The organism is Cyanobacterium aponinum PCC 10605 (assembly GCF_000317675.1).
Lineage (GTDB): Bacteria > Cyanobacteriota > Cyanobacteriia > Cyanobacteriales > Cyanobacteriaceae > PCC-10605.
The window spans coordinates 1,991,364-2,017,376 of the sequence record NC_019776.1 but is presented as its reverse complement, the minus strand read 5'-3'; the positions used below and the strand labels follow the sequence as shown (position 1 = coordinate 2,017,376).

The 26,013-nt window shown below is 35.5% G+C and carries 20 protein-coding genes and 1 pseudogene; 11 read left to right on the top strand and 10 right to left on the bottom strand.

The window, feature by feature from the left end; all coding sequences use genetic code 11:
* Window positions 1–110 precede the first annotated feature (110 nt).
* From CYAN10605_RS08410 to CYAN10605_RS08390, 5 genes and pseudogenes are all read left to right on the top strand, one after another.
* Window positions 111–374 carry a cyclic nucleotide-binding domain-containing protein gene (locus tag CYAN10605_RS08410; protein WP_015219515.1) on the top strand — a complete coding sequence of 88 codons (264 nt, stop codon included), beginning with the start codon at window positions 111–113 and terminating at the stop codon, window positions 372–374.
* Between the two features lie 153 nt (window positions 375–527).
* Window positions 528–1,430: pseudogene (locus CYAN10605_RS08405) on the top strand (RNA-guided endonuclease InsQ/TnpB family protein); the annotation flags it as partial.
* 37 nt (window positions 1,431–1,467) lie between these two features.
* A complete protein-coding gene (locus tag CYAN10605_RS08400) occupies window positions 1,468–1,653 on the top strand; it encodes a helix-turn-helix domain-containing protein (protein ID WP_041922460.1) in 186 nt (61 codons plus the stop codon).
* A gap of 326 nt (window positions 1,654–1,979) precedes the next feature.
* A complete protein-coding gene (locus CYAN10605_RS08395) occupies window positions 1,980–2,345 on the top strand; it encodes a Crp/Fnr family transcriptional regulator (RefSeq protein ID WP_041922751.1) in 366 nt (121 codons plus the stop codon).
* Window positions 2,346–2,431: 86 nt separating this feature from the next.
* Window positions 2,432–3,280 (top strand): tetratricopeptide repeat protein, encoded by an 849-nt coding sequence (locus CYAN10605_RS08390; protein WP_015219513.1) that lies wholly within the window; start codon window positions 2,432–2,434, stop codon window positions 3,278–3,280.
* Window positions 3,281–3,282: 2 nt separating this feature from the next.
* On the opposite strand, the gene CYAN10605_RS08385 is transcribed toward CYAN10605_RS08390, so the two are convergent.
* Window positions 3,283–3,729, bottom strand: a complete 447-nt coding sequence (locus CYAN10605_RS08385; RefSeq protein ID WP_015219512.1) for an SRPBCC family protein — start codon at window positions 3,727–3,729, stop codon at window positions 3,283–3,285.
* Between the two features lie 414 nt (window positions 3,730–4,143).
* On the opposite strand from CYAN10605_RS08385, the gene trpC reads away from it, so the two are divergent.
* A complete protein-coding gene (gene trpC / locus CYAN10605_RS08380) occupies window positions 4,144–5,031 on the top strand; it encodes an indole-3-glycerol phosphate synthase TrpC (RefSeq protein WP_015219511.1) in 888 nt (295 codons plus the stop codon).
* Window positions 5,032–5,360: 329 nt separating this feature from the next.
* A complete protein-coding gene (locus CYAN10605_RS08375) occupies window positions 5,361–6,965 on the top strand; it encodes a 2-isopropylmalate synthase (protein ID WP_015219510.1) in 1,605 nt (534 codons plus the stop codon).
* Between the two features lie 212 nt (window positions 6,966–7,177).
* On the opposite strand, the gene CYAN10605_RS08370 is transcribed toward CYAN10605_RS08375, so the two are convergent.
* The gene (locus CYAN10605_RS08370; RefSeq protein WP_015219509.1) at window positions 7,178–8,080 is read right to left on the bottom strand and encodes a phosphatidate cytidylyltransferase; all 903 of its coding nucleotides are present in this window, start codon (window positions 8,078–8,080) and stop codon (window positions 7,178–7,180) included.
* Between the two features lie 99 nt (window positions 8,081–8,179).
* Between CYAN10605_RS08370 and CYAN10605_RS08365 the strand changes: the two genes are divergently transcribed.
* Both CYAN10605_RS08365 and CYAN10605_RS08360 read left to right on the top strand, forming a co-directional pair.
* Window positions 8,180–10,009, top strand: coding sequence for a DNA phosphorothioation-associated putative methyltransferase (locus CYAN10605_RS08365; RefSeq protein WP_015219508.1), 1,830 nt, complete (start codon window positions 8,180–8,182; stop codon window positions 10,007–10,009).
* Window positions 10,010–10,233: 224 nt separating this feature from the next.
* Entirely contained in the window at window positions 10,234–10,608 is a 375-nt protein-coding gene (locus CYAN10605_RS08360) for a hypothetical protein (RefSeq protein ID WP_015219507.1), read from the top strand.
* Between the two features lie 292 nt (window positions 10,609–10,900).
* Here the strand turns inward: CYAN10605_RS08360 and CYAN10605_RS08355 are convergent, their stop codons facing one another.
* Window positions 10,901–12,193: an LCP family protein gene (locus CYAN10605_RS08355; protein ID WP_015219506.1), complete on the bottom strand. Its 1,293-nt coding sequence runs from the start codon at window positions 12,191–12,193 to the stop codon at window positions 10,901–10,903.
* 363 nt (window positions 12,194–12,556) lie between these two features.
* On the opposite strand from CYAN10605_RS08355, the gene CYAN10605_RS08350 reads away from it, so the two are divergent.
* Window positions 12,557–13,621, top strand: coding sequence for a mannose-1-phosphate guanylyltransferase (locus CYAN10605_RS08350; protein ID WP_015219505.1), 1,065 nt, complete (start codon window positions 12,557–12,559; stop codon window positions 13,619–13,621).
* Between the two features lie 302 nt (window positions 13,622–13,923).
* Here CYAN10605_RS08350 and CYAN10605_RS08345 read toward each other — a convergent pair whose 3' ends face one another.
* Complete coding sequence (locus CYAN10605_RS08345; RefSeq protein WP_015219504.1) at window positions 13,924–16,392, bottom strand: ATP-dependent Clp protease ATP-binding subunit; 2,469 nt, start codon at window positions 16,390–16,392, stop codon at window positions 13,924–13,926.
* A gap of 1,675 nt (window positions 16,393–18,067) precedes the next feature.
* On the opposite strand from CYAN10605_RS08345, the gene CYAN10605_RS08340 reads away from it, so the two are divergent.
* The gene (locus CYAN10605_RS08340) at window positions 18,068–19,225 is read left to right on the top strand and encodes a glycoside hydrolase family 10-like protein (protein WP_071880493.1); all 1,158 of its coding nucleotides are present in this window, start codon (window positions 18,068–18,070) and stop codon (window positions 19,223–19,225) included.
* 572 nt (window positions 19,226–19,797) lie between these two features.
* Here CYAN10605_RS08340 and CYAN10605_RS08335 read toward each other — a convergent pair.
* The 6 genes from CYAN10605_RS08335 to CYAN10605_RS08310 all read right to left on the bottom strand — a co-directional run bounded on the left by CYAN10605_RS08335 (window position 19,798) and on the right by CYAN10605_RS08310 (window position 25,681).
* A complete protein-coding gene (locus CYAN10605_RS08335) occupies window positions 19,798–20,859 on the bottom strand; it encodes a DUF3326 domain-containing protein (protein WP_015219502.1) in 1,062 nt (353 codons plus the stop codon).
* Entirely contained in the window at window positions 20,860–21,030 is a 171-nt protein-coding gene (locus CYAN10605_RS18835; protein WP_015219501.1) for a DUF8621 family protein, read from the bottom strand. It abuts the gene before it with no gap.
* Window positions 21,031–21,171: 141 nt separating this feature from the next.
* Window positions 21,172–22,035, bottom strand: a complete 864-nt coding sequence (locus CYAN10605_RS08330) for a metal ABC transporter permease (RefSeq protein ID WP_015219500.1) — start codon at window positions 22,033–22,035, stop codon at window positions 21,172–21,174.
* A gap of 264 nt (window positions 22,036–22,299) precedes the next feature.
* Window positions 22,300–23,091, bottom strand: coding sequence for a metal ABC transporter ATP-binding protein (locus CYAN10605_RS08320; RefSeq protein WP_015219499.1), 792 nt, complete (start codon window positions 23,089–23,091; stop codon window positions 22,300–22,302).
* 140 nt (window positions 23,092–23,231) lie between these two features.
* Window positions 23,232–24,215 (bottom strand): metal ABC transporter substrate-binding protein, encoded by a 984-nt coding sequence (locus CYAN10605_RS08315; protein WP_015219498.1) that lies wholly within the window; start codon window positions 24,213–24,215, stop codon window positions 23,232–23,234.
* A 1,178-nt stretch (window positions 24,216–25,393) separates the two neighbouring features.
* Complete coding sequence (locus tag CYAN10605_RS08310; protein WP_015219497.1) at window positions 25,394–25,681, bottom strand: hypothetical protein; 288 nt, start codon at window positions 25,679–25,681, stop codon at window positions 25,394–25,396.
* Between the last annotated feature and the right edge of the window lie 332 nt (window positions 25,682–26,013).

Genomic DNA, 26,013 nt, shown 5'->3' with positions numbered 1-26,013 from the left:
CTTGAACTGTGTATTAAGTAAAATTATCATTACATTAATGTACGCTAGCGTACGGACGAAAAAATAAATTTTATAAAATATTGTAAATATAAAGTTTTTTAGATAATACTTTGAGCAAGAAAAATATAAATTCTGAAAATCAGTTATTAAATAACCTACCCTTATCAGAATATCAAAGGCTTTTGCCCCATTTACAGGAAGTGATGTTAGTTTCAGGATCAGTATTACATGAACCTTATGATGCTATTAATTATGCCTATTTCCCTGTATCCGCAATGATTTCCTTAGTGTCAATTATGGAAGATGGTTCAACGACAAAAATTGGTTTAATTGGTAACGAAGGAATGATTGGTGTACCTATTTTTTTAGCTTAATTGGCGAGAAGCCTCACGCCTAATTTTCGACTAAAAAAATACATCAAATAGGCGTGGGATGAATCGCCCAACAAAAAAAATATCCGAAGGATTCCACATTTCCTCGAATTTGTGTTAACATAAATTATATCAAACCTCGTTTGCTCTAACTTAATGTTAAAAGTCATTAAAATCAGAATTTATCCAGATTCATCTCAAAAACTAGCACTGGCAAAAGCCTTTGGTAGTTGTAGATGGCTTTGGAATCATTTTTTGAATTTAATGAATGAGACTTATAAACAGACAGGTAAAGGTTTATCAGGTTACGATGTTAAGAAGTTAATCCCTGAGCTAAAAAAACAGGAGGAAACTTCTTGGTTGTCTGAAACTTACTCTCAGTGCTTACAACAGGTTTGTTTAAATCTTGGAGTAGCCTTTAATAATTTCTTTGAAAAAAGAGCAAAGTATCCTAATTTTAAAAGCAAACATGGTAAGCAGTCTTTACAATACCCTAGTAATGTCAGTATTAAAGGCGACTGTCTTAATGTTCCTAAAATTGGTTTGGTTTATGCAAAAATTCACCGTCCTATTGATGGAAAAATTAAAACCGTAACTATTACCAAGAATTGTTGTAATCAATATTATGCCTCTGTCTTGGTTGATGATGGTAAAGATAAACCAAAAGTAAGCTCTGAAGGTAAAGCTATAGGAATTGATTTAGGATTAAATCATTTTGCTATTACCAGTGATGGGAGTAAGTTTGATAACCCAAAAATATTAAAAAAACATGAAGTTAACTTAAAGAGAAAACAGCAACAATTATCCCGTAAACAAAAAGGGTCAAATAATCGAAATAAAGCAAGATTAAAAGTTGCTAAAGTACATAAAAAAATTACTAATTGCCGTGAGGATTTTCTACACAAACTATCTCGTAGGATAGTAAACGAAAACCAAGTTATAGTGCTAGAAGACCTCAATGTTAAAGGTATGATAAAAAATCATTGCCTAGCCAAAGCTATTCAACAGGTAGGTTGGGGGCAATTTTGTACCATGCTTAAATATAAAGCGGAACAAGAAAGATGAATTAGATTTAACTCAAGAGTTTATTTCTAATATGCTAGGAGTCCGCCGTGCGGGAGTTACAATCGCGGCCCATGCACTACAAGATGCAGGAATTATTCGCTATAACCGTGGAAAAATAGTGATTTTAGATCATAAAAAATTAGAAAAGGCTTCTTGTGAATGTTATCGGGTTGTTCAAAATGAATTCATACGTTTATTAGGATCTCGCAGAGGATAAAAATGGCTCTATCAGTTTGAGTATGTAAATTATTAGTTAGGGTAGGCTGAAAGGCAAGAGGCAATAGGCAATAGGCAATAGGGGGTTATTAAATAATAATTTATAAACTTTAAGAATGAAAAACCACGAATACTTACTACTTATTTATTATTTATTACTTGTTTCCCTCTTTCCCCTCATCACCTCATCTCCCCATCCCCCCATCCCCTAACACCTGAAACCTGCAACCTGACACCTGACCTTCTCCGATATTCTTAAACCGAACTGAGGTTAATTAGCAATCATATCTAAGTTAGTATTAACGGAATCTTAACTTAGCACTATCTGTGGATAAAAATCAAATCTCTGACAATCAAATACTAGCTTCAATTTCTCAAGATGATTATAAAATGCTATTTTCTCACTTAGAAAAAGTTTCTTTATTATCTGGACAAGTAATTTATCAACAACACAAAGTAATCGAGTATGTTTATTTCCCTCTGCATTCAATGATTTCTCTGGTTCATAATTTATCAAATCAAACAACAACGGAAATAGCTTTGATTGGTAATGAGGGGTTTGTTGGTTTATCTGTGTTTTTAGGCGGTAATATTGCTAGTGGTGATGCTATTGTGCAAATACCAGATAGTGCCATGAGACTTGATGTTAAGATATTTGAGGCAGAATTTAAGCGATTATTAAATTTTTCCTAGGTAATTCATGATTATTCCGACAAATTGAAGGTCAATAGCTTAAGATTAAAATACATAATCCATTTAATTATTAATATTTTAAGATAGTGTTGTTTCGTTCTAAAATTTTTTCCATTCTCTTAAGTCTTGGTGTGGTTTCTGTTTGCCCATCTGTGGTAAAAGCACAGACTTTGTTACCCTACACACCAGAATTAAATAGTGAATACTTGGATAATTATGGTTTTCAACTAATACAAGATGCTGTGAAATTAATTCATTTTCGAGAATTTGATTTGGCTTCTTCTCGTGCAAGGTTGGCAGTGCAGTTATCTCCTAATCATTATGAAACATGGTTTATTCTAGGTACATTAGAAATTCAGACGGGACAAATTGAGCAGGGTGTCAATGCCTTATTAGAAGCGAAAAAACTAGCACCAGAAGAGTCAGAGGTTTTATTTTCTTTGGGTAATGCTTATTTTCAGTTAGCCGAATATGAATCTGCTGTCAAAGAGTTAAAAGCTGGTCTTAAAATTAGTGATGAAGTTCCACAGGCTTATTTTGATTTAGGTAATGCTTATCTCAAACTGAATCAGTATGGAGAGGCAATCACTGCTTATCAGGAATCGATTAAGTTAGAGTCACAGTTTTGGCCTGCCATCAATAATATTGGTTTAGTGGAGTATGAACAAGGAAAAACGAATGAGGCAATAGCTTCTTGGCGAAAGGCTTTAGAAATTGATTCTCAACAAGCTGAACCTACTTTGGCGATCGCAGTTGCTATGTACTCACAAGGAAAACAACAAGAAGGGATAAAACTAGCTCAACAGGCTTTAAGTTTAGATAACAGTTATGGTGAAATTGACTTTTTAATTGAAAATCTTTGGGGAGAAAACCTAATTGAAGATACCCGTAAACTGTTTGCTAATAGTGAAATTGCATCTTTGCTAGAAAACTAAAACTAGGTTTCACAGTGTTGTTTAGTAACTCGATGGCGATAGGCAAACATATCGTGAAGACGAGAATTAACCCACCAACCTAAACATATTTCGCTTAACCATCCCCCCGGAATTTCATACTCTATTTTATCGGTAAGGCGAGTATTAGCCCCTTCGGTTTGAAATTGATGATAATGAGTCCAAGATACCATTGGACCTTTAATTTGTTCATCAGTAAATTGTTTGTATTTTTCGTATTGACTATGTCTGGCAATCCACGGAATATTAATAAAACCAAACATCAAGACAAATTCTGATGTTGCTCCCACTTCTAAACCCCCTTCCCTACGAATAACTTTTACTGGTTGCCAAGGGGGCGTTAATATTTGCAAAATATCTTCTCGCTCGTGAAAATGCCATACTTTGTCGATGGGGGCATTAATGACACTAGAATATTTAAAATTTAACATGAGAGTGAATAGTGAATATTGAGTAGTGAATAGTGAATAATTGATAATCAAAAAACTCTCAATTATCTAACACTTTCTTCTAACCTATAGATTCTAACTGAGTTCGATGAAAAAGGTATTGAAAAATAAGGAGTTGAGACTTAGAATTGGCGAAATTTTCTCCGAAAAAATTAACTTTCTTGAGAAAAAATGTATTTCAAATCAATTTAACTGTAGTTTGTATCAATTATAAATACTATTGCTTTTTGCCCTCCCCCCTCTCGAGGGGGGATAAAGGGGAGTTTGTCTCTTGCCTACCCTAACCGACAATTTTATATCGAACTCAGGTGATTTTGTCCCGAACAGAGGTTATATTGAAGACTGTTATAATTGTGAAACTGTACTTAAATAAGTAATTTTATTTTTGGAATATTAATGAAAATTCGTCGTCAACAACCATCTCCTCCCGTTGCTATCGAAACTCTACGTTATCAAGTTAAATTACCTGAGAGTGAACCTCAAAATATTTTAGAAAAAATTGTTTGGCAAAAAGAAGAAGAAGTGGCAAGGATGCGAGAAAAGGTATCTTTGTTAGAGTTACGAAAACAAGTTAGTCAATTAAATGATGCACCTCTTGACTTTCTCAGTGCCTTAAAAAATTCATCTCGTCAACCTGCTTTAATTGCAGAAGTGAAAAAAGCCTCTCCTAGTAAGGGTTTAATTAGGGAAGATTTTGATCCTGAAGTCATTGCCAAAGAATATGAAAAAGCGGGCGCAACTTGTTTATCTGTTTTAACGGATAGAGAGTTTTTTCAAGGGAGTTTTGATAATTTAAGTATTGTGAGAAATGCGGTCAAAATTCCCCTTTTATGTAAGGAATTTATTATCTATCCCTATCAAATTTATTTAGCTCGTTTACAGGGAGCAGACGCAGTTTTACTTATTGCCGCTATTCTTAAAGATGCTGATATTAATTACTTTTTAAAGATTATTAATGGTTTAGGAATGACTGCCTTAATTGAGGTTCATACCCTAGAAGAGTGCGATCGTATTTTAAATATTGAAGGGGTAAAATTAATGGGAATTAATAATCGTAATTTACAAGATTTTTCGGTGGATTTAAACACTACAAAAAATATTTTATTAGCCCGTCAAGACATTATTAAGGAGAAACAAATAACCGTTGTTAGTGAATCAGGTTTATACGAGAAAAAAGACCTTGATTTTGTTCAGTCTGCAGGGGCAAATGCTGTTTTAATTGGAGAATCTTTAATGAGACAGGAAAATTTAGTTAGTGCGATCGAAAATTTATATCAGGGGTAATATTTAACATCCATTTGGCATAAGAGTATAGGATTTGAGATGGTTTCAAGCCTTAAGTGTGCTTAAATTATCCCCAATATCTAACACTCAAATATTACCATTGCCTATTGCCTATTCCAGATCTCAACTAAAAATCATACCTTAATTCAACAACGCCTTTTTAATAAATTAATGATATGGGATTTGCCGTTGAGATTAAAACCTTTTCCCTTACCCTCATCTATTATCCTTTACTGCCTGATTAAGTCGAAAGAGAAATCATTACCGATCGAGTTTCTTTTTGTTTATGATAGAGAGATATGTTATAACTGGGCATTTTTGATTTTATTATGACCAATCAGCCAGACAGAATTATTATATTTGATACCACTTTAAGAGATGGAGAACAATCTCCCGGGGCGAGTTTAAATGTAGAAGAAAAATTAAATATAGCCAAAGCCCTATCTAAATTAGGAGTTGATGTTATTGAGGCGGGATTTCCCCATGCTAGTCCGGGGGATTTTAACGCTGTACAAAGAATTGCAGAAACCGTAGGCACGGAAAATGGCCCCACCATTTGTGGTTTAGCAAGGGCAACTAAGCAAGATATTAAAAGTGCAGGAGAAGCTCTTAAACCTGCTTTTAAACGCAGAATCCATACTTTTTTAGCTACCTCTGATATTCACCTTGAGTATAAGTTGAAAAAAACCAGAGCTGATGTATTACAGATTGTGCCTGAAATGGTAGCCTATGCCAAAACATTTACTGATGATGTAGAATTTTCCCCTGAAGATGCAGGAAGAAGTGATCCTGAATTTCTCTATCAAGTTTTAGAAGCTGCGATCGCATCTGGAGCGACAACAGTAAATATCCCCGATACAGTAGGTTACACAACTCCTAGCGAATACGGTGCATTAATCAAAGGAATTAAAGATAATGTGCCGAATATTGACCAAGCAATTATATCTGTGCATGGACACAATGATTTAGGTTTAGCCGTTGCTAATTTCCTTGAAGCAGTGAAAAACGGAGCAAGACAATTAGAATGTACCATTAATGGCATCGGTGAAAGAGCAGGAAATGCGGCATTGGAAGAATTAGTGATGGCTCTTCATGTGCGCCGTCAGTATTTTAACCCCTTCTTGGGTCGTCCAACTGATTCTACTGAACCTTTAACTAACATTGACACAAAACAAATTTATAAAACCTCCCGCTTGGTATCTAACCTAACTGGCATGATGGTGCAACCCAACAAAGCTATAGTGGGGGCGAATGCCTTTGCCCATGAGTCGGGAATTCATCAAGATGGCGTTTTGAAAAACCGTCTCACCTATGAGATTATGGACGCAGAATCCATCGGTTTAACCACTAACCAAATTGTATTAGGTAAGCTATCTGGTCGTAATGCTTTCCGTACCCGTTTACAGGAATTGGGCTTTGAATTGTCCGAAGATGATTTGAATAAAGCCTTCTTGCGTTTTAAAGAAGTGGCAGACAAAAAACGGGAAATCACTGATTGGGATTTAGAAGCCATTGTTAATGACGAAATTCAACAACCCCCCGAATTATTCCGTTTGGAATTAGTACAAGTTTCCTGTGGTGATCATTCTTCTCCTACCGCCACAATAACCCTAAGAACCCCAGACGGTAAGGAGTTGAGTGACGCTTCCATCGGAACTGGACCTGTGGATGCAGTTTATAAAGCCATTAATCGAGTGGTAAATATTCCTAATGAATTGACGGAATATTCAGTCAAATCCGTTACTGCTGGTATCGATGCTATGGGAGAAGTTACTATTCGTCTTAAACATGAGGGTAAAACCTATTCAGGTTATGCGGCGAATACAGATGTTATTGTTGCTTCTGCCCGTGCTTACGTCAGTGCTTTAAATCGTCTTTATGCGGCTTTGGAAAATAGAAAGGGAAATCCCGATTTAGCTTTAGCTAATCAGTAATTGGCTCTTAAATTTGCCCTTAAGATTATTTTTGAATAGTGAATAATTGATAATGCTAATGATTAATTACTCCCCTAAACCTGACACCTGACACCTGCAACCTGAAACCTAAACTCCCTGACACCTACCCTTATCCGATATTCTTAAACCGAACTGAGATTATTTAAACATATATTTATCTTAGAAGGGGAATTTAATCCCCTTTTTTTTATTCAAAAACTATGGGAAAATAATGGTAAAAGTAAGGTGACAAAATAGTAAACTAATGGTGCAGTAAATACATAACTATCAGTGCGATCGAGAATTCCACCATGACCGGGAATTAATTGCCCAGAATCTTTAACACCGGCATCTCTTTTCATCATCGACTCCATTAAATCTCCTAATAGACTAACCACTCCGATTAATAAACCTAAAAAAGAACCAGTAATTATCCACGCATCCCACTGCAATAACCATGCACCAACTAAACCTACCAAAATACTTCCTGTAATTCCTGACAGAGAACCCTCAACGGTTTTTTTCGGACTAATATGAGATAATTTAGTTTTACCAAAATTCTTCCCGATTAAATAAGCACCAATATCCGCCGCCCAAATACAAGCCATTGCCATAAAAGTCAGTTTAAGGGCATCAGGAAAACTACTAATATCAAAAGGATGTATGGGAAAATAACCATCTAAAGGTAAATTATGAATATTGGGAATAGATTGAGCATAAGCAGTATTTTGATCTAAACTAACTCTTAAACGTATCCAATAGCTAGGTAAATATCCTGCATAAAACAGCCCTAAAATAGAAGTTGATATATCCGCAATGGTTGCTAACTTCGGTTGAAAGAGCAAATAAAAACAAATTAACGCCCCTGCAAGGGCAAAGGTTGCATCCGTTAAATTAGGAACAAAAGTGGCAGTGATTAATAATAGTTGAGAAACTACTAGAGTGGTTTTTGCGGCGGGTTCGATTCCTTTAGCTTTAACTAAACGAAAATACTCTAATTGGGCGAGAAAGACTATCACACCAAAACAGATGGTAAAATATAAACCCCCCAATATAATCATTATCAAAGCAAGGGCGATCGCAACTATAGTACTAATAGTTCTGGCATAAGGCATATCTTAACAATTGACAACATATTTGGGACTAATCTTTTATTTTACCTTAAAATTTAAGACAATCAGGATCATATTTTCTTTAGTAATAGATAAAATAACATGGTGAATAACTTTGATCAAATTTCCTTACTATTGCATCAAAGTACCATCGGAAAACATCTTCCGCAGAATCTTTATGTGCATATTTCTACTTTAGATTTTTTAGATAAATCTATTCAAGAATATGAATTAAAAGCGAGGAAAACTATTAATAATATAAGCACCTTCACTCTCATTAAATTTAGTTTGAGTGAACCAAAAATATCCTATTTATTTTATCCTGAATTTTTAACTAATCCTCATCCTCCTTTAGCCAAAAGTATCGTTGTTAATTTAAAGGATTTAACAACCAAAAATATAGAATATTCTCAGAGTAATAATCCCCCTATTTTGCACCGCAAAGAAACTTTTTTAACTCCCAACCATCCAAACTATCAAAAATTTGCATATTTAACCCATCTCGAAGAAAAACTAGGACTTTTAGACAATCCTCGCTACATAGGAACTCAAAAACAATGGAAGCAATTATTACAAGATAATTTTATTAGTTTTTTCGACCACTTTTTAATTTGTAATCTTAATGATAATCCAGCAGAATTTATAAAAATTAAGCGTCACCGTGCCGCTATGGTAAGAAATAGACTTTCTCGTCCTGTAAGATTAGTCTTAGAAGCAGGTTTATTTGCAGAAAAAAATAGTTTTTTTGACTATGGTTGCGGTCATGGCTTAGATGTTGAAATCATCAAAGAAAAAGGCTTTATCAGTCATGGATGGGATCCTTATTATCAACCTTATAATCCTTTCAAAAAAGCAGATATTGTTAATTTAGGTTATATAATAAATGTGATTGAAAATGTCACAGAAAGACGAGAAGCATTAATCAAAGCATGGTCATTAACAAAAGAAATATTAATTGTTTCTGCTCAAGTTTTAATTGACGATCGCACTTCTGGTTATATGATTTATGGAGATGGCATTGTTACCGAGAGAAATACTTTTCAAAAATATTATGAACAAGAAGAATTAAAAAACTACATTGAACAAGTTTTAAATGAAGAAGCAATACCCATTGGCTTAGGAGTATTTTTAGTTTTTAGAAATGTAGAAAAAGCTAATAATTTTCGTCTTTCAAGGTTTCATTCACGGGTTAAATCTCCTCGTATTTTATCCCCTGCCAAAAAATTCGCTGACTATGAAGAATTATTAAAACCATTAATGGATTTTTATAGTGAAAGAGGAAGACTACCTCAAAAAGGGGAGTTACTTCAAGAAGAAAAAATTAAGGCAGAATTTAGAACTTATCGACAAGCATTTAAAGTTATTTTACAAGTAACAGATCAAAAAGAATGGGATAAAATTGAAGATCAAAGAAGACAAGATATATTACTTTATTTAGCCTTAAGTCGTTTTAGCAAACGCCCTACTATTAGACAACTATCTTCTACACTAAAAGCAGATATAAAAAGTTTATTTGGTAGCTATCAAGGAGCTTGTTTTTTAGCAGATGAAATGTTAATAACCCTAGGTAATTTGGAAATTGTAAGAAAAATTTGTGAGGAAATGACATTTGGTAAACTCTTTGAAAAAAGCTATTTAGTACATATTAATAATTTAGATAATTTACCTACCTTACTGAGATTATATGAAGGGTGTGCCAGCAGAACAGTGGGCAGAATGGAAACAGCAAATTTAATCAGATTCCATCTCAATATTCCTCGCATTAGTTATTTATATGTTCCCAATTTTGACACAGAAAAAGAACCAATTTTGTTTTCAACAATGAGTATTGATTTACAAGATTTGCGGGTAAAATATCGTAATTATGATAACGAACCAAATCCACCAACAGTTAAAGATAAAGAAAAACTGATACTGAGAGATTTACAATAACCTTTGAAAAAATAGCAAGGGGCAAAGGGCAAATGTAATTAATTAGTTTCTCGTAAGGGTTGAATATTTTCAACCCCTACCACCTGCAACCTGACACCTAACCTTATCGGATATTCTTAAACCGAACTGAGGTTAAATATTCCTAATTCTTTGGTGTCGAATGGTGTTAATATTTTGTAACAAATAAATTATTTACAATAGTCATTAAAATCAAAAGTTTATCTATGTATTATTTTCCAGAGCCTCCTTTAGGGTTATTGTTTTTTGGTTTTTTTATTGGTGTTACTTGTGGTTTAGCTTTTGAATCAACATTAAAACAACAGGTTAATATTTGGATGAAGCGGGGACAAAAAAATAGAACATCTGATATGAGTGCGATGTCTCGTCTAACTTTACCATTTTTTGGGGTTTGTCTCGGAATTTGTATTTTTCTAGCGGCGGGTTTAGAGATTTTTACTTATAACCGTGTTATATCCTATCTCATTTCTGGGGCTTTAACTCTTCTAATTGGTGGTTTAATTTGGAATCAATTACAAAAACTGATTATTCAATTATTAGAAGGAGGCTCAAAAGCTCTCGATTTAGATGCTTTTTACTAAAAAACCGAAGTTACACACAATATAACCTCTGTTATTCAGTAAGAATATCCGATAAGGTTAGGTGTCAGGCAAGTTGCAGGTTGCAGGTGTTAGGGAGATGAGAAGATGAGGGGAGAGGGGGAAGTAGGGGCTTAGGGTTTGGGGTGGTAGGTAGGAGTTGAATATATTTTTAACGTCAGTTCGGATTAAGGCAATTTTATCGTTATTTCTAAGAAGAAGCTATAAGGTTTTCTGACTAGGAGAAAATAATGCTTTCAGCTTATCCAAAACTCAGGTTAACAAGTACGTAACGTCAGTTAATAAAACTATTTTCTTCTAATAACTTTTCTGCGTCTGTACCCAAGATAATGGTAATGTCGGAATCAATATCTCCTGTAGATGAATATTCTAATTCACCAAAATTTAACACCCTTTGAATTTGTTGGGCTGATTCATTATCCCCTTTCTGGACAATAATTTGAGTGGTAGTGGTGGGAATAGTGGATTTTTGACTAATGTAAACATTGCGATAACCGTTTTCTCCTAACAATTCCGCTAATTTATCATCTAATTGTCGGTTGGGAGTGGCGTTTTTGATAGCTATACGGATACGGCTGGGAGAAAGGCGGTTATATGGGGTTGCATTTTCGATTTGTAAGTATTCTTCGATAACGCTTTGCTTATTCTCCTCGGAAATTAGCCAATAACTTAGTTGATATTCTCTAGGATAGCTTGGACGTCCGGGTAACATTAACATTCTAATATCTTTTTTGTCTAAACCAAGCGCAAAACCTGCCAGTGTCATTATTTGTGAAGATGTTAAATCTGTATCTATTTCTTCTTGCAATAAGTCAATTATTTGCGGTGTTTTAAATATCATTTGGGGCGATCGCATCTTGTCACCCAATGCTTTCAACAGTATTTGTTGTCGTTGTACCCTACCTATATCACCTAAATTATCTTGACGAAAACGAGCAAACTGTTCTGCTTCTTCTCCATTTAAGACTTGTTTTCCTTGTTTTAAATCAATATACAATCCTTGAGTGCGATCGATGTATTGCATATCTACAGGCACATAAACCTCCACACCCCCAACCAAATCCACTAACTTTTTAAATGCGTCAGTAGTCACCCTGATATAATGATCTACTGTAACACCGTTTAAATTATCTTGAATAACCTCTTTAACTAAAGGCACTCCCCCTCTTGCATTTGCCCCATTAATCTTTGTGTAAGCCCCATTTGGTAAACGCACACGACTATCCCTCGGAATAGATAGCATTTTTAAGGTATGAGTTTCAGGTTCTAAACGTACCAGTAACATTGTATCACTACGACCGGTAAATTTATCTATACCCTCGGCATTAGGCACTCTATCAATACCCATTACTAAGATATTAGTTGACTGCTCAAGAGGTGACGTAAATAACGCTGACAAACCAAAACGTTTCAAAGCCTGTAACTTTTCCGTAAAAGGCTCTATATTTACAGGCAAAGGGCTTTTCAATGCCACTGTCATACCCACAAAACCCGAAACAGCCGCAGTGAGGGTAAAACATCCTCCCCAAATAAAGCCCTGTAATAAAGGAGAAACTGATTTTTTCACAGAATAGGTTTTTTTTATTTTAGATTTAGAATTATAGGATTGACGTGCCAATTTATTTTCGGGTTCAAAAATTGAGGTTGTTTTTGTGGTTTAGATCACTGATACATATACCATACTATAGTGACCTTAAATGACTTCGTCAAAAAGAATTTCTTGACAAATTCAATTACAATTTTTCTGGAAGAGGGAAATAGACATCTGGTAAAGAATTCGATTTTTCTGAGCATTTCGGGCTTATAGCTAGACTTATGAACAAGTATGATAAATAATTGAACATTTATAAGCAAGAATTATTATTTATTTTTTACCCTTCCAATTTCATTTGATTTAGATTTTATATAGAATCAGCAAACATTTTTAATTATGAGAAATAACAAATTTATACCTGTTATTTTAGCAGGAGGAAAAGGAGAAAGATTTTGGCCTTTAAGTCGTTTACAACGTCCAAAACAGTTTCTGTGTTTGGATAACAGTGATGAAAGTTTATTGCAAACCACCGCAAATCGCTTATTAAACCTAGCAGGAGGTTGGCAAAATTTATTGGTTATCACCTCTGAGTTATTAGCGGAAGGGGTGAAACAGCAGTTACCCTCATTGCCACCTGATAATATTTTAGTTGAACCCACAGCAAAAGATACAGCCCCCGCTGTTACATGGGCTAGTTTAGAAGTAAAGCGTCGCTATGGTGAAGATGCAATTACAGCTTTTTTTCCTGCGGATCATTATATCGGGAATCAAGAACAATTTGAGAAAATCATTGAGACTGGAATAAAATATGCTCAAGAAAAGCAAGGTATCATCACTTTAGGAATTAAACCAGACTATCCTTCCACCGGTTATGGTTATATTGAACAAGGGGAGAAACAAGAAGAAAATGATGGTATTTCCTTCTATCGAGTAACTCGCTTTACTGAAAAACCTGACGAGAAGACAGCAAAAGAGTTTATTGCAACGCAAAAATATAGTTGGAATAGTGGAATGTTTATTTTTCCTGTAGAAGTGGTGTTAGAAGAATTACAAAAACACGCACCGCAAATTTTACAACCTTTACAAGAAAAGGGAAAGTCAGCTTATACACAGTTAGAAAAAATTAGTATTGACTATGCCTTAATGGAAAAAACTGATTTAGCTTACGTGATTCGGGCCGAATTTGGTTGGGATGATTTAGGAGATTGGAATGCTTTAGAAAGACTTTTGGCAAAGGAAAATAACAATATTCTGGTGGGAGATTCTCTTAATCAAGATAGCGAAAATAATATTATTTATAACAATCAGTCTGACGAAATTGTCATGACGATTGGGGTAGAAGATTTAGTTATTGTTAGGGAAGGAAATGCCACTCTAATTGCCCATAAAAATAAAACACAGGATATTAAAAAAGCTCTCAAATTATTACAACAAAGAGAAAATAAAGATAATTTCTTATAATTAGGCGTTTCGGAGAAAGTAATGAGTAATCAGTAAGGAGTAATGAGTAGAGACAAAGGGTGATGAGAGGAGAGGAGGAAACAAGTAATAAATAATAAGTGTTCGGAGTTTTTAATTCTTAATTCTTAATTATGAACTCAACTATTTACCTTTGCCCTCCCCCTCTCGAGGGGGGATAAAGGGGGGTTTGCCTCTTGCCCATTGCCCTTTTCCCTATCACTCATAGATGAAAATTTATCCCAAACTCAGGTTATCTAGTTATTTTAACCCCTAACCCCTAACTCCGAACCCTAAAGCCAAATTTAGTTAGCTTTTGCTAATAAAGGATTTTCTCTTTGGGCATTGATGATGACTTTTCCATCTTCGCCAATATCCACAATAGCAGAGTCACCCTCTTGAAGACGTTTAGATAAAATTTCCTCTGCTAAAATATCTTCAAGTAGTCTCATGATAGCACGACGTAAAGGTCTAGCTCCATAAGCAGGGTTAAATCCTTCTTCGATTAGACGCTCTTTGAATTTATCGGTTACTTGTAAGGTAATTTCTTGCTCAGTTAAACGGGCAAAGACTTCTTTTAACAAGATTTCCGAAATTTCTTTTACTTCTTCTTTATTGAGTTGACGGAAGACGATTATTTCATCTAAGCGGTTGAGAAACTCTGGACGGAAGTAGTTTTTCAATTCTTCGTTAACTAGAGAACGAATGCGATTGTATTGAGATTCATTTTGATCTTCTTCCAATTCAAATCCTAAACCACCGCCACCTTTTTCAATGACTTTTGAACCGATGTTCGAGGTCATGATTAAGAGGGTGTTTTTAAAGTCAACGGTACGACCTTTAGAATCGGTCAAGCGTCCATCTTCTAAAATTTGTAGTAGTAGGTTAAATACATCAGGATGGGCTTTTTCAATTTCATCGAAAAGCACTACAGTATAAGGACGACGACGAACTGCTTCTGTTAGCTGTCCTCCTTCGTTATAACCTACATACCCGGGAGGAGAGCCAATTAATTTAGAAACAGTATGGCGTTCCATGAATTCTGACATATCTAAGCGAATCATTGCATCCTCTGAGCCAAAGAAGTAGGTTGCAAGAGCTTTGGTAAGTTCGGTTTTACCTACACCAGTGGGACCAGAAAAGATGAAAGATGCGATCGGACGGTTAGGATTTTTCAGGCCCACTCTAGCACGACGAATAGCACGAGAAATAGCTTTTACAGCGTCTTCCTGACCGATAATTCTTTGATGGAGAGTTTCTTCCATGTGTAAGAGTTTATCAGCTTCAGATTCGGTTAATTTTTGAACGGGTACACCAGTCCAAGAAGCAACGATATGAGCTATTTCTTCTTCATCGACAATGGGATTATCGTTAATGTCGGCACTTTTTTTCTTCTGATCTGCTAAAGATCTGATTTCGGCTTTAATCTCCATTTCTCGATCGCGCAATTCTCCTGCTTTATCGAAATCTTGGGATCTCACCGCTTCATCTTTTTCTTTAAGAACTTGTCTCAATTCTTGGTCTAATTCTTTTGCTTCGGGAGGAAGTTGAGAATTTAAGAGGCGTACTCTTGAACCAGCCTCATCAATAAGGTCAATAGCTTTATCTGGTAAATAGCGATCGCTGATATAACGATCAGACAATTTAGCCGCCGCCGCTAAAGCCTCATCAGCAATTTTGAGCTTGTGATGTTGCTCATATTTTTCCCGTAACCCGAATAAAATTTCGATGGTTTCTTCTACGCTAGGTTCACCCACCATGACGGGCTGAAAACGTCTTGCTAAAGCCGCATCTCTTTCAATATGCTTACGATATTCATCAAGAGTGGTGGCACCGATACACTGTAACTCACCTCTAGCTAAAGCAGGTTTGAGGATATTCGCCGCATCGATCGCACCTTCTGCCGCCCCAGCACCAATTAAAGTATGAACCTCATCAATTACAAGAATAACATTTCCTGCTTGACGGATTTCATCCATGATTTTTTTGAGTCTTTCTTCAAACTCACCACGATATTTCGTACCAGCTACCAATAAACCAATATCAAGGGTGACAACTCTTTTTTCTTCCAATAAATCAGGAACATCTTTATTCGCTATACGTTGAGCTAAACCTTCTGCGATCGCAGTTTTACCAACCCCGGGTTCACCAATTAACACAGGATTATTTTTAGTGCGACGACCCAAAATTTGGATTACCCGTTCAATCTCTTTTTGACGACCAACCACAGGATCTAATTTCCCATCCACCGCCAAAACCGTCAAATTAGAGCCAAATTCATCCAAAGTAGGAGTTTTATTAGAGCGACTACCACCACCCACACCTACTGCAGTGGTTTCTGTTTCACCTAACATCCGAATTACTTGAGTGCGAACCTTACCTAAGTCCACTCCCAGATTTTCTAAAACTCTAGCGGCAACCCCTTCTCCTTCACGAATTAAACCGAGAAGCAAATGTTCTGTACCGATGTAATTATGACCTAATTGACGAGCTTCTTCCAAAGATAATTCTAGGACTCTTTTCGCTCTTGGAGTGAATGGAATTTCTACCGCTACAAAACCAGAACCACGCCCAATAATTTTTTCTACTTCAATCCGAGCGTCTTTGAGATTAACTCCCATCGATTTGAGCACCTTTGCCGCTACTCCAGTGCCTTCTCCAATCAAACCGAGCAGTATTTGCTCAGTACCAACAAAGTTATGACCCAAGCGACGAGCTTCTTCTTGGGCTAACATAATCACTTTTATCGCTTTTTCTGTGAAGCGTTCAAACATAATTGTCTTTACTCACCCTATGCCATGTTTATAGCTGATTTTAACATAGGATTAGGGTTAGTCTGTGTCTGAGGGTACATTCAATTGTTCGGTAATCTGTATTAACACTTTGAAAAAAGGAAAAAACAGCCATTTTAGAAAACAAGAAAAATAATTGTCACCTCAGAAAAATAGCCTTTATTTACTTTTGTTGTTCAGCAATAATATCAAGTTACCTGAGCTCTGGATAAATTTTCATCTATGAGTGATGACTAAAAGCAGGGCTGTTTCATTTTCGAGAAAGAAAAAAGAGCGGGAGATAAGGGGAGAGGGAGATGGGGGGATTTTTGATTTGTAGATTTTAAGTAAGAATAAAAAATCTTGAAACAATCAATTAATCATAATAAATTATCAAAACTCATTACTCATTGCTGTTACAGTCGAACGAGAAGTCACCTTCTCGCACTCTGCTTCAAAACTGTACGTGCGACTTTCACCGCATACAGCTCCTGAATAACAAAGCTCTTGACATGAGCAGAAATTAATCTATTTCCTTGTTTGATGAGTTTTCACAGCTATATCTTTTACCTCAAAAAGGGTATCCAAAGCATAACACCATTACTTATCCCCAAACATCTTTGTTATCCGTCTCTTGTCTGCCTATCTTTGGAGTTACCCAAAGCATTTGCTTTTAGAGACATCCTCTCCCTTCAATGGTTTATGGATGGTTTCCTACTGTTTTCACAGAACCGTTGAGGGTTACTTCGTTCCTAATCATCATTGATTGAACTGTTAGGATGATGCTATCCACCGAGAACTATATGGGATACTTGTAAATAACGTAACGACATTATTTACCCTAGTTCCATTAACATTTTGTTCATAGCTTAACAGCCCCTTTAGCTATTTGTAATTAACGATGGTTCAGATACATCTTGACTTTCGCTATCCATAAGTTCTTGCTTGGCGGGTGTCCAATGGGGGCTATCAGATACCGCCTTCTCTCCTCGCTCATCACCAGAAAGTTACCAATTTTCCAGCAACAGGAGACGCTTTCACTCCAAGTATCAAGAGGGTAGGATTTACACCTACATGATGATTAAGTTGTCAATGTACTAAATAAATTGATACATTGCCGCTAATCCCCTAGATTATAAATCTAGTTTCTAGCGAACGAATCGCACCGTTACTTATTACTCCCTCTTAAACAAAGATTTTAGTATGAAACAGCCCTGCCCTTTCCCCTCATCCCCCCATTCCTGACACCTACCCTTATCCGATATTATTAAACCGAACTGAGGTTATATAAACTGCTATGAAATTAATTTTAAACAGATTTTTCCCAAATTTAATAATGTTTTCAAGGAAAATCTTGTCGATTAATAGCTCTCAAATCCTTATTTTTCAATACTTTTTTCATCGAGCTTAGATAAGAATGGTTTGTTTATTTTTAATTTCTAACTTTCCATTGAAATCTATTAACTATCCACCATTAACTATTCACTATTCACTATTAACCCAAAGAAGTTTTGTCTCAAACTGATGTAATCAACCAGCAAAAATCATAAGAAAAATTTTCATTTGATATTATGGTGAAGGTGAAAATTATTTGAAATACAGGAAAATATCAAAAACAAATAACATCACTTTTTGAACAAGAATAAAACTCCCTAGAAAATTGAATGATATTTGAAGAATGAAAAAAATAGTAATTTTGTTTATTATCTCCTTACTAATGGTCCTAACATTACCCCAACCTTCAAAAATATGGGGTCAAACATCCTTTGCAGAGATTAGAGGAGTCTGGATTACGAAAAATGATAGTGATATATGGTTAGATACTCCTAAATTGGAATCAAGTATTCAAGAATTAGCTCAACTTAACTTTAATACTATTTATCCTGTTGTCTGGAATTCTGGTTATGTTTCTTATGATAGTGCTGTGGCAAAAAGAGTAGGAATACCTATCATTAAAGCGGGTAATAATAAAGACATGATTGCAGAAATTACTTATCAAGGTCATTTAAATCGACTTTTGGTTGTACCTTGGTTTGAGTTTGGTTTTATGGCTCCTCCTTCTTCGGAGTTAGCACTTAAGCATCCTAGATGGTTAACCAATAGGCGAGATGGCAGTAAGATAGGAAATAGTGCGGCCGGGCAAGTTGTCTGGCTAAACCCTTTTCATCCTCAAGTGCAACAGTTTATAACTGATTTAGTTCTGGAAATTTGTACCCGCTATCGAGTAGATGGTATTCAATTTGATGATCATATGGCGCTACCACGAGACTTTGGATATGATCCTTATACCGTAAATCTTTATAAACAAGAAACGAAAAAAAACCCTCCTGCTAATCCTCAAGATAGAGAATGGGTAAAATGGCGTGCTGATAAAATTACTGATTTCATGGTGAGATTAAATACTCTTCTTAAACAAAGAAATCCCAATTTTATTTTTTCTGTTGCTCCTAATCCTTACTCCACTGCTTATAATCTCTTTTTACAGGATTGGAAAAGATGGGTTAATTTAGGTATTGTGGATGAATTAATTATTCAAGTTTACCGCCCAGATTTGAATAGTTTTGTTCGGGAATTGAATGTACCTGAAGTGCAAAATGCTCGTAAAAAAATACCTACAGGGGTTGCGATTCTAACAGGACTAAGAAATAATCCAAGCCCGATAACTCTTATTGAAGACAAGGTTAGACAAGCAAGAAGATATAGATTAGGTGTCTCATTTTTCTATTATGAAACTCTTTGGATAGAAAAACCAACTGAAACACCCGATTTGAGAAAAGCTGTTGTTAGGGCTTTATTTTACAATCCTCAGCCTCGTTTTCCTGTCAGTAAAATATGAGGTTAGTTCAGTTTAAAAATATCAATTAAGGTGTCAGGGTGTTTAGGAGATGGGGAGATGAGGGGATTAGGGTGTTAGGGTTAGTGTTATTAATTGAACACTTTTGCCCTTTACCCTTTCCAGTATTACTCAGAGATGAAAATTGATCCTGAATTCAGGATAGGATTGCCATACAAGCTAGAAGTTGACACTCCTCGGCATGAATGCACGAGGATTCTTGGTTCATCGAGTCCACTTAAACTAACCCAATTGCTTAAATTAGTCCAGAGATGGTTCTCTCCTCAAGCGTATGCTCTATTTCAATAGCGGTTCGGGTATGCCCTACCCTACCTGAGAAATTAAAATACTTGGTTTCTCTGTACTTACTGCTCAAAGACTTTACCTGTCGGAGCTTTTCCCGACAGAACCCTATGACTTTGGTTTTCAAGACGGAGCTTACAAGCTCCTGAACCAAGTTCAGGAGACAGCTCCTCGTTCAATAAATCGATTAGATTCGAGGTTTTTAAAGAGGTTGATTACCTTTCCTCTAAAAAAATGTTATGTATCACTAATGCCGTAAACGGCAGGGAACTTTAGACCCACGATTTTTTGGTAAAAATAGAATTTATTTTCGGTTTTAACGCTTGTAAACTAATGCCACCACGATGGGCAACCATTACCCCAATCGCTTCTAAATAAGAGTTAACGGTGACAACATTTAAGCCTAATTTTTCTGGGGTGACATCTAAAACCGTGCTATTTTCTTTTACAGCAATTATTAAAGTATTCAAGCCACTAAAGCTGAGGGTTGCACTTCCGCCACAGGCATTTGCAGGAACAATTAAACAATTTACATCCTCTGCCCAAAAGCTATAGTTGTCTTTTGTTAGTGTATATTGAGGGGCTCGACTTAAACCAACTAACACGCAAGGAAGAAATGTAAAACCTAATTCCTCAGCGGCCGCTTTTGGTGATATATTAATATCTAAGGGTAAAGGGGATAAAGCCGGGGCGTGAGCGCTAGGGATTTGAAACTCTCTTACTAATAAGTGAGAAATCACTGCCTCTGCCCCTGCTAAAGCATCAACACCTTCTCCATAACGATAATTTTGTAGGGCTTGGCTATCATTATCATCAGGAAACCGAGCAATAACGGCAAGGGCATTAACTTTCCTTTCTTTAATCAGTTTTTCTCCTGCTCTTAATAAACTATCTGGGTTTTTGATCGTACCCCAACTTGCTCCGCTATCAGCAATTCTTAACTCTACTCCTAATGGTTCATCGGTAATAATATATTCGTTGATTTCTATTCCTAAAGTTGCCCTAACAGCATCAATAGTTTGTATATGTCGGTAGAATAATTCTGTTTCAATACTTTGATCGAAAATGATACCGATATTATTTTGTCTGACTGGTTGCAATCCCCATTTGGCACTGGCAAATTGGTCGAGGGCGTATCCTTCTACATAATAGATGTTATCTGTTGACCAATATAAATTTGCCCCATTCATAACATTAGGGTGGGTAATGAGGCGATCGCATCCTTGTGCTATGGCTCTTGCTATGGGTAGTGCATCCCCGGCATAACCGCCTATATCAGCACCGATTCCTGTGGGAATAATTAAAACTGTGGAGTAAGGTTTATTGTTAGTCACTTATCTGGTTATTATTGCTTCTACTTTAACTTTTTTTTCTATTTCATTTACTGAGGTAATTGCCCATCTTAAGGGTTTACCCTGCTGATTTAATGTTTGTTCAATTTCCTGTTTAAGGATAAGAGGATTCGCTGGTAAGGCTATTTCCGTACTAATAAAATGAGTTGTCATTATCCCATGGTAGTAATGAATAACTGGTGTAAAAAAATTCTATCAAAAAAGAAACTCTATTCTCGACCTCAGTTGGATAATATCGATTATTTTTAACTCGGAAGATAGGTTATATGATTATTTGAAGTATCAGTAAACAAGTTAAGCAGAATATATTTTGGTATTTTGATTGATAATGCCATATTTAGGAGCAAAAATCATCGCTAAAATGAAAATTATGGTCATTAAAACGACAATACTTCCCCCCGTAGAAACATCAAAATGATAACTTAAATAAGTGCCTAAAACACAAGATAGAACACTACTAACTATTGATAAGATTAACATTTGATCAAAACGATCTGTAAGTAAATATGCGATCGCACCCGGGGTTACTAACATCGCTACTACCATAATAATTCCCGCCGTTTGTAAAGCCGTTACAATAGTCAAAGCTAAAAGAGATAGCAATGTATAGTAGATAGTTTTGGTATTTAAGCCGATAGCCTTAGCATGATTGGGATCAAAACAAAAAAGTAGTAAATCTTTACGACGTATTAAAATTACAACTAAAGTAATACCACCTGCAATTAGAGTTTGAACAATATCTTCTGGGGAGATACCCAAAACATTACCAAATAAAATATGAAATAAATCGATGTTACTAGGAATTTTGGTAACTAAAACTAAGCCGAGGGCAAAAAATCCTGTAAAAATTACACCTATTACGGTATCTTCTTTAAGACGAGTTTTTGATTTCACATAACCAATGGCCACCGTTGCACCAAAACCAAAAATAAACGCACCAAGGGCAAAAGGAATATTTAAAGCGTAGGCTACGACTACCCCCGGCACAACTGCATGGGAAACCGCATCTCCCATTAATGACCACCCTTTGAGGGTTATATAACAAGATAATACCGCACAAACAATCCCCACAAAGGCACTTACCCAAATAGCCTTCACCATAAAACTATGCTGTAAGGGTTCAAGTAACCATGAGACTAAACTAGAAAACACAATCATTTTAATTGGAAATTAGTAATTAAGACAAGGCAAAAGGCAAGAGGCAAAGGAAAAATTAAGAATTAAGAATTAAAAACTCCGAACACCTGTACGGGCGAATGGCCATTCGCCCCTACTTCCCCCTCTCCCCTCATCCCCCATCCCCTCATCACCTGTGACACCTGCAACCTGACACCTGAAACCTGAAACCTCTTTCTCATTGCTCCCCTAAACCTGAAACCTAAAACCTGACACCTCATTCCTAACTTTGAACTCTCTAATCCCTTAATTAAATATTTGCTTAACACTATTCATGGGTAAACCGCCAAAAGTCATGGTTAAATTTTCCTCCGTAAAGGTTTCCTCCGTGACTCCTTCCGCTAAGATAGTACGATTTAAAAGGATAGTGCGGTCGGCGTAGCCGCACCTTCGGTGACCGCAAAATGTAGCAATAGAAGCTAAATCATGGGTAGAAATTAAAATTGTATGTCCTTCTTCTCTCAATTGTATTAAAAGGTCAATGATATTTTTCTCTGTTTTTACATCAACCCCCGTAAAAGGCTCATCTAAAAGAATAACTTTACCCTCTTGTGCCAAAGCCCTTGCCAGAAAAGCTCGTTTTTTTTGTCCTCCCGATAATTCCCCTATTTGCCGATGACGAAAATCGACCAAATTCACCCTTTCTAAACTTTCCATTACTAATCGACGGTCTTTTTGACTGGGAATACGTAGAAAATTCATATAACCATAACGCCCCATCATTACCACATCAAAAACGCTGACGGGAAAATCCCAATCTACTTCATCTGCTTGAGGCACATAAGCCATTAATTGAGATTTTTGGGCTTCAGAAACGGATAAATTACCAATACTAACTTTACCCACTGTTGGTTTTAAAAAACCCATAATCGCCTTAAATAGAGTCGATTTACCCCCACCATTAGGACCAACCAAAGCCGTTATTGATCCCTGTTTGACACTGGAAGAAGCATTATAAAGGGCTAATTTCCCATTGCTGTAGGTAACGCTGAGATTCTCGAAATTAATATTTAAGGGTTGAGTTGGGGTTTTCATCATTGATTTTATCCTTAAAGTTTATAAATGAGGTTTTTGGGTAAAAATTATGTTATGTTTTGGTTGACAATTTTTAGTTTTTAGAGAGCATTGTTAACTATTAGTTGACATTGATTTTTTATTTGTCAATTAGGAAAAAATTTTTAATTGTTCACTCCTGCTAACAAACCATTAGTAATAGTGCGAATATCGTATTCTAATAAGTCCAGATAAGTCGGCACTGCACCTTCTTCACTTGAAAGAGAATCCACATATAGATTTCCGCCAAATCTTGCCCCTGTAGTTTTTGCCACTTGTTTTTGTCCTTCATCATTGACAGTAGTTTCACAAAAAATAGTAGGAATATTATTCGCTTCAACTTTTTCAATCACCGATTGCACCTGTTTCGGGGTGAATTGTTGTTCAGCATTGATAGGCCATAGATAAATCTCTTTTAAGTCGTAATCTCTGGCTAAATAGGAAAACGCCCCTTCGCAACTGACTAAATATCTTTTATCTTCGGGAATCCTCGCTAAATCAGACTCTAAGATGCGATCGAGTTCTTTGATTTTATCGCTATAAACCTTTGCATTATTATTATAAGTATCAGCATTCTCTGGATCTAATTCCACAAAAGCCTGACGAATATTCTCCACATAAATTAAAGCATTTTGGGGAGACATCCAAGCATGAGGATTTGGCTTATTGATATAAGCACCTTCTTTAATCGGAATTGGTTCAATACCTTCAGTTAATACGACAGAAGGAACATCTTGCACATTTCCTAAAAATTGTTCCATCCAGCGTTCTAAATTCATGCCATTATAAAGAACTAAATCCGCTGATTCAGCTTTCACTAGATCACTAGGAGTAGGCTCATAACCGTGAATTTCAGCCCCAACACGGGTTATTGATTCAACAATTAATTTATCTCCAGCCACATTTTTCGCCATGTCAGCTAAGATAGTGAAGCTAGTTAAAACCTTCTTTTTTCCTTGCTCATTATTCAACTCTGTATTATTTATTTGTTCACTTTCTGGATTACTGCTCTGGTTTATTTCTGACGAGCCATTACACCCTATCAAAGCAAATCCCAGTAAAACAGTAAATATTAAAAGTTTATTTTGAGATTGTGAAAACCTTATCATAAAGATTTTTCATTTTTTATTCATTTTCTTTTCATAATATCTTAAAATTTACCCAAACATCAACCATCATTTTTGATAAACAACCTTAGTTTTACTTGTATTAGTTGAATTAGGGGATAAAAGGAAACGAAACTAAAACATCAATCTTTAATCTGGGGCTGATGAAAAAGTGGTGTCGCCGAGGGTTGGCAATAAGCAATTAAAAATTAATAATTAATTAAAATCTGACCTGCTCCTAATCGGATATTTTTAAGCCCAACCGTTAAGTTATAAGCAACCTTTCTCAGATAAAACTAAGGAATGTAGAGACAAATTAGTTTCAGAACAGTTGTATCTTAAATTATAGACAATTATAAAGTACGAAAAGAATTGACTTTAGTTATGCTGACATTGTCCGAGAGTTAGCAAGTTTTTTTCTCAAAAACCTGTGGGTCTAAAGCCCTTTCATATAGGGCATTAGTGTGTTATGATTTTCTTGGAGGCAAGGTAATCAACCTCTTAAAAAACCTCAAATCTAATCAATTCACAGAATCTTGAAAACTGGCGATATGAGGTTATTAATTATTAAGAGGAAGGCTTCTCACGATGAAATCTCTAAGCTGATAAGCACAGAGAAACAAAGAATTAAGTATTCTTTACGGTAGGGTAGGGGGCATACCCGAACCGACTTTGAAATGGTTCATACGCTTGAGGACATAATACCCTCTGGATTGATTTAAGCAATTAAAATAAAATGGATGTAGTTGAATCAAAAATCCTTGCACCTTCAAATTAAGGAGTGTCAACTTCTCACTCTGCATTATATTTCAAAATAGTGCAGAATTGTTCCCAACCACAATTATTTATAGACTTAGCTAAATTGTGATTTGTTGCGATGTTTTTCACTGCCGGATTTTCTACACAAATGACTTTTAATTATAGTTAAAAAACTAGCGATAACTAATACCTTTTGCTCGTCAGTAGAATATATTCTATAGCGATATAGTTTTAACACTTTAATGACTTGATGTAACTTATTAGTATTAATTCATCATAAGCAATAAGGAATGGTAATGTTTTACTAAAAAACATAAATCTGCCATAAACGATGGAGTTTTTAACCCATTATTTTCGGCAAAGAAGGAAAATTAAGCCATAATTATCTCTGATTTTTTTGTGAGGAAAAATAAATAACGTTTTTACTCGTTAACTTTTTCAACCCTTTCTAATTGCCACAAAATTTGATTGCCCTCTCGTCTAACCCTAGAAACAATCCAATTACGCCATGACCATTCTTCTCCTCTACTGGTGACTGCACTCGCGTTAATATCCATTAAATCTGCTAATTCCGAACTTGTAATTAAATAGCCATTACGAGAAATATCTTCAGCAATATGTAAAGTGTCAATCATGTTTTTTAACTGTTTAACTCTTTCATCACGAGTTAAATTTTGTTCTTCCCCATTATTGTTAAGTAATTCGTTCATGATTATTCTTTGAGTTATCTATTTTTACTTACTTTTCTGTAATCTATTCTACCATCTGTAATGATAAATTATACTCAAAAAAAAACTAATTTGACATAGAAATTACTTCTTAATTTAATTTATTTTTATTTCTATTATCTGAAATCATTTCCACGAAAAACTCTCTCTATCACTCAATTTTAGTAGATTCTTGATTTTGGTTACTTTATTTAAATTATTATTTAAGTGATAACACTTAGATCTATTAAGTATTTATTTTGTTCATGACTTTCTTTACACAAACTTTATAAAAGTTGAATCCTTATAATGGATTTTTATTATTTAAATAAATG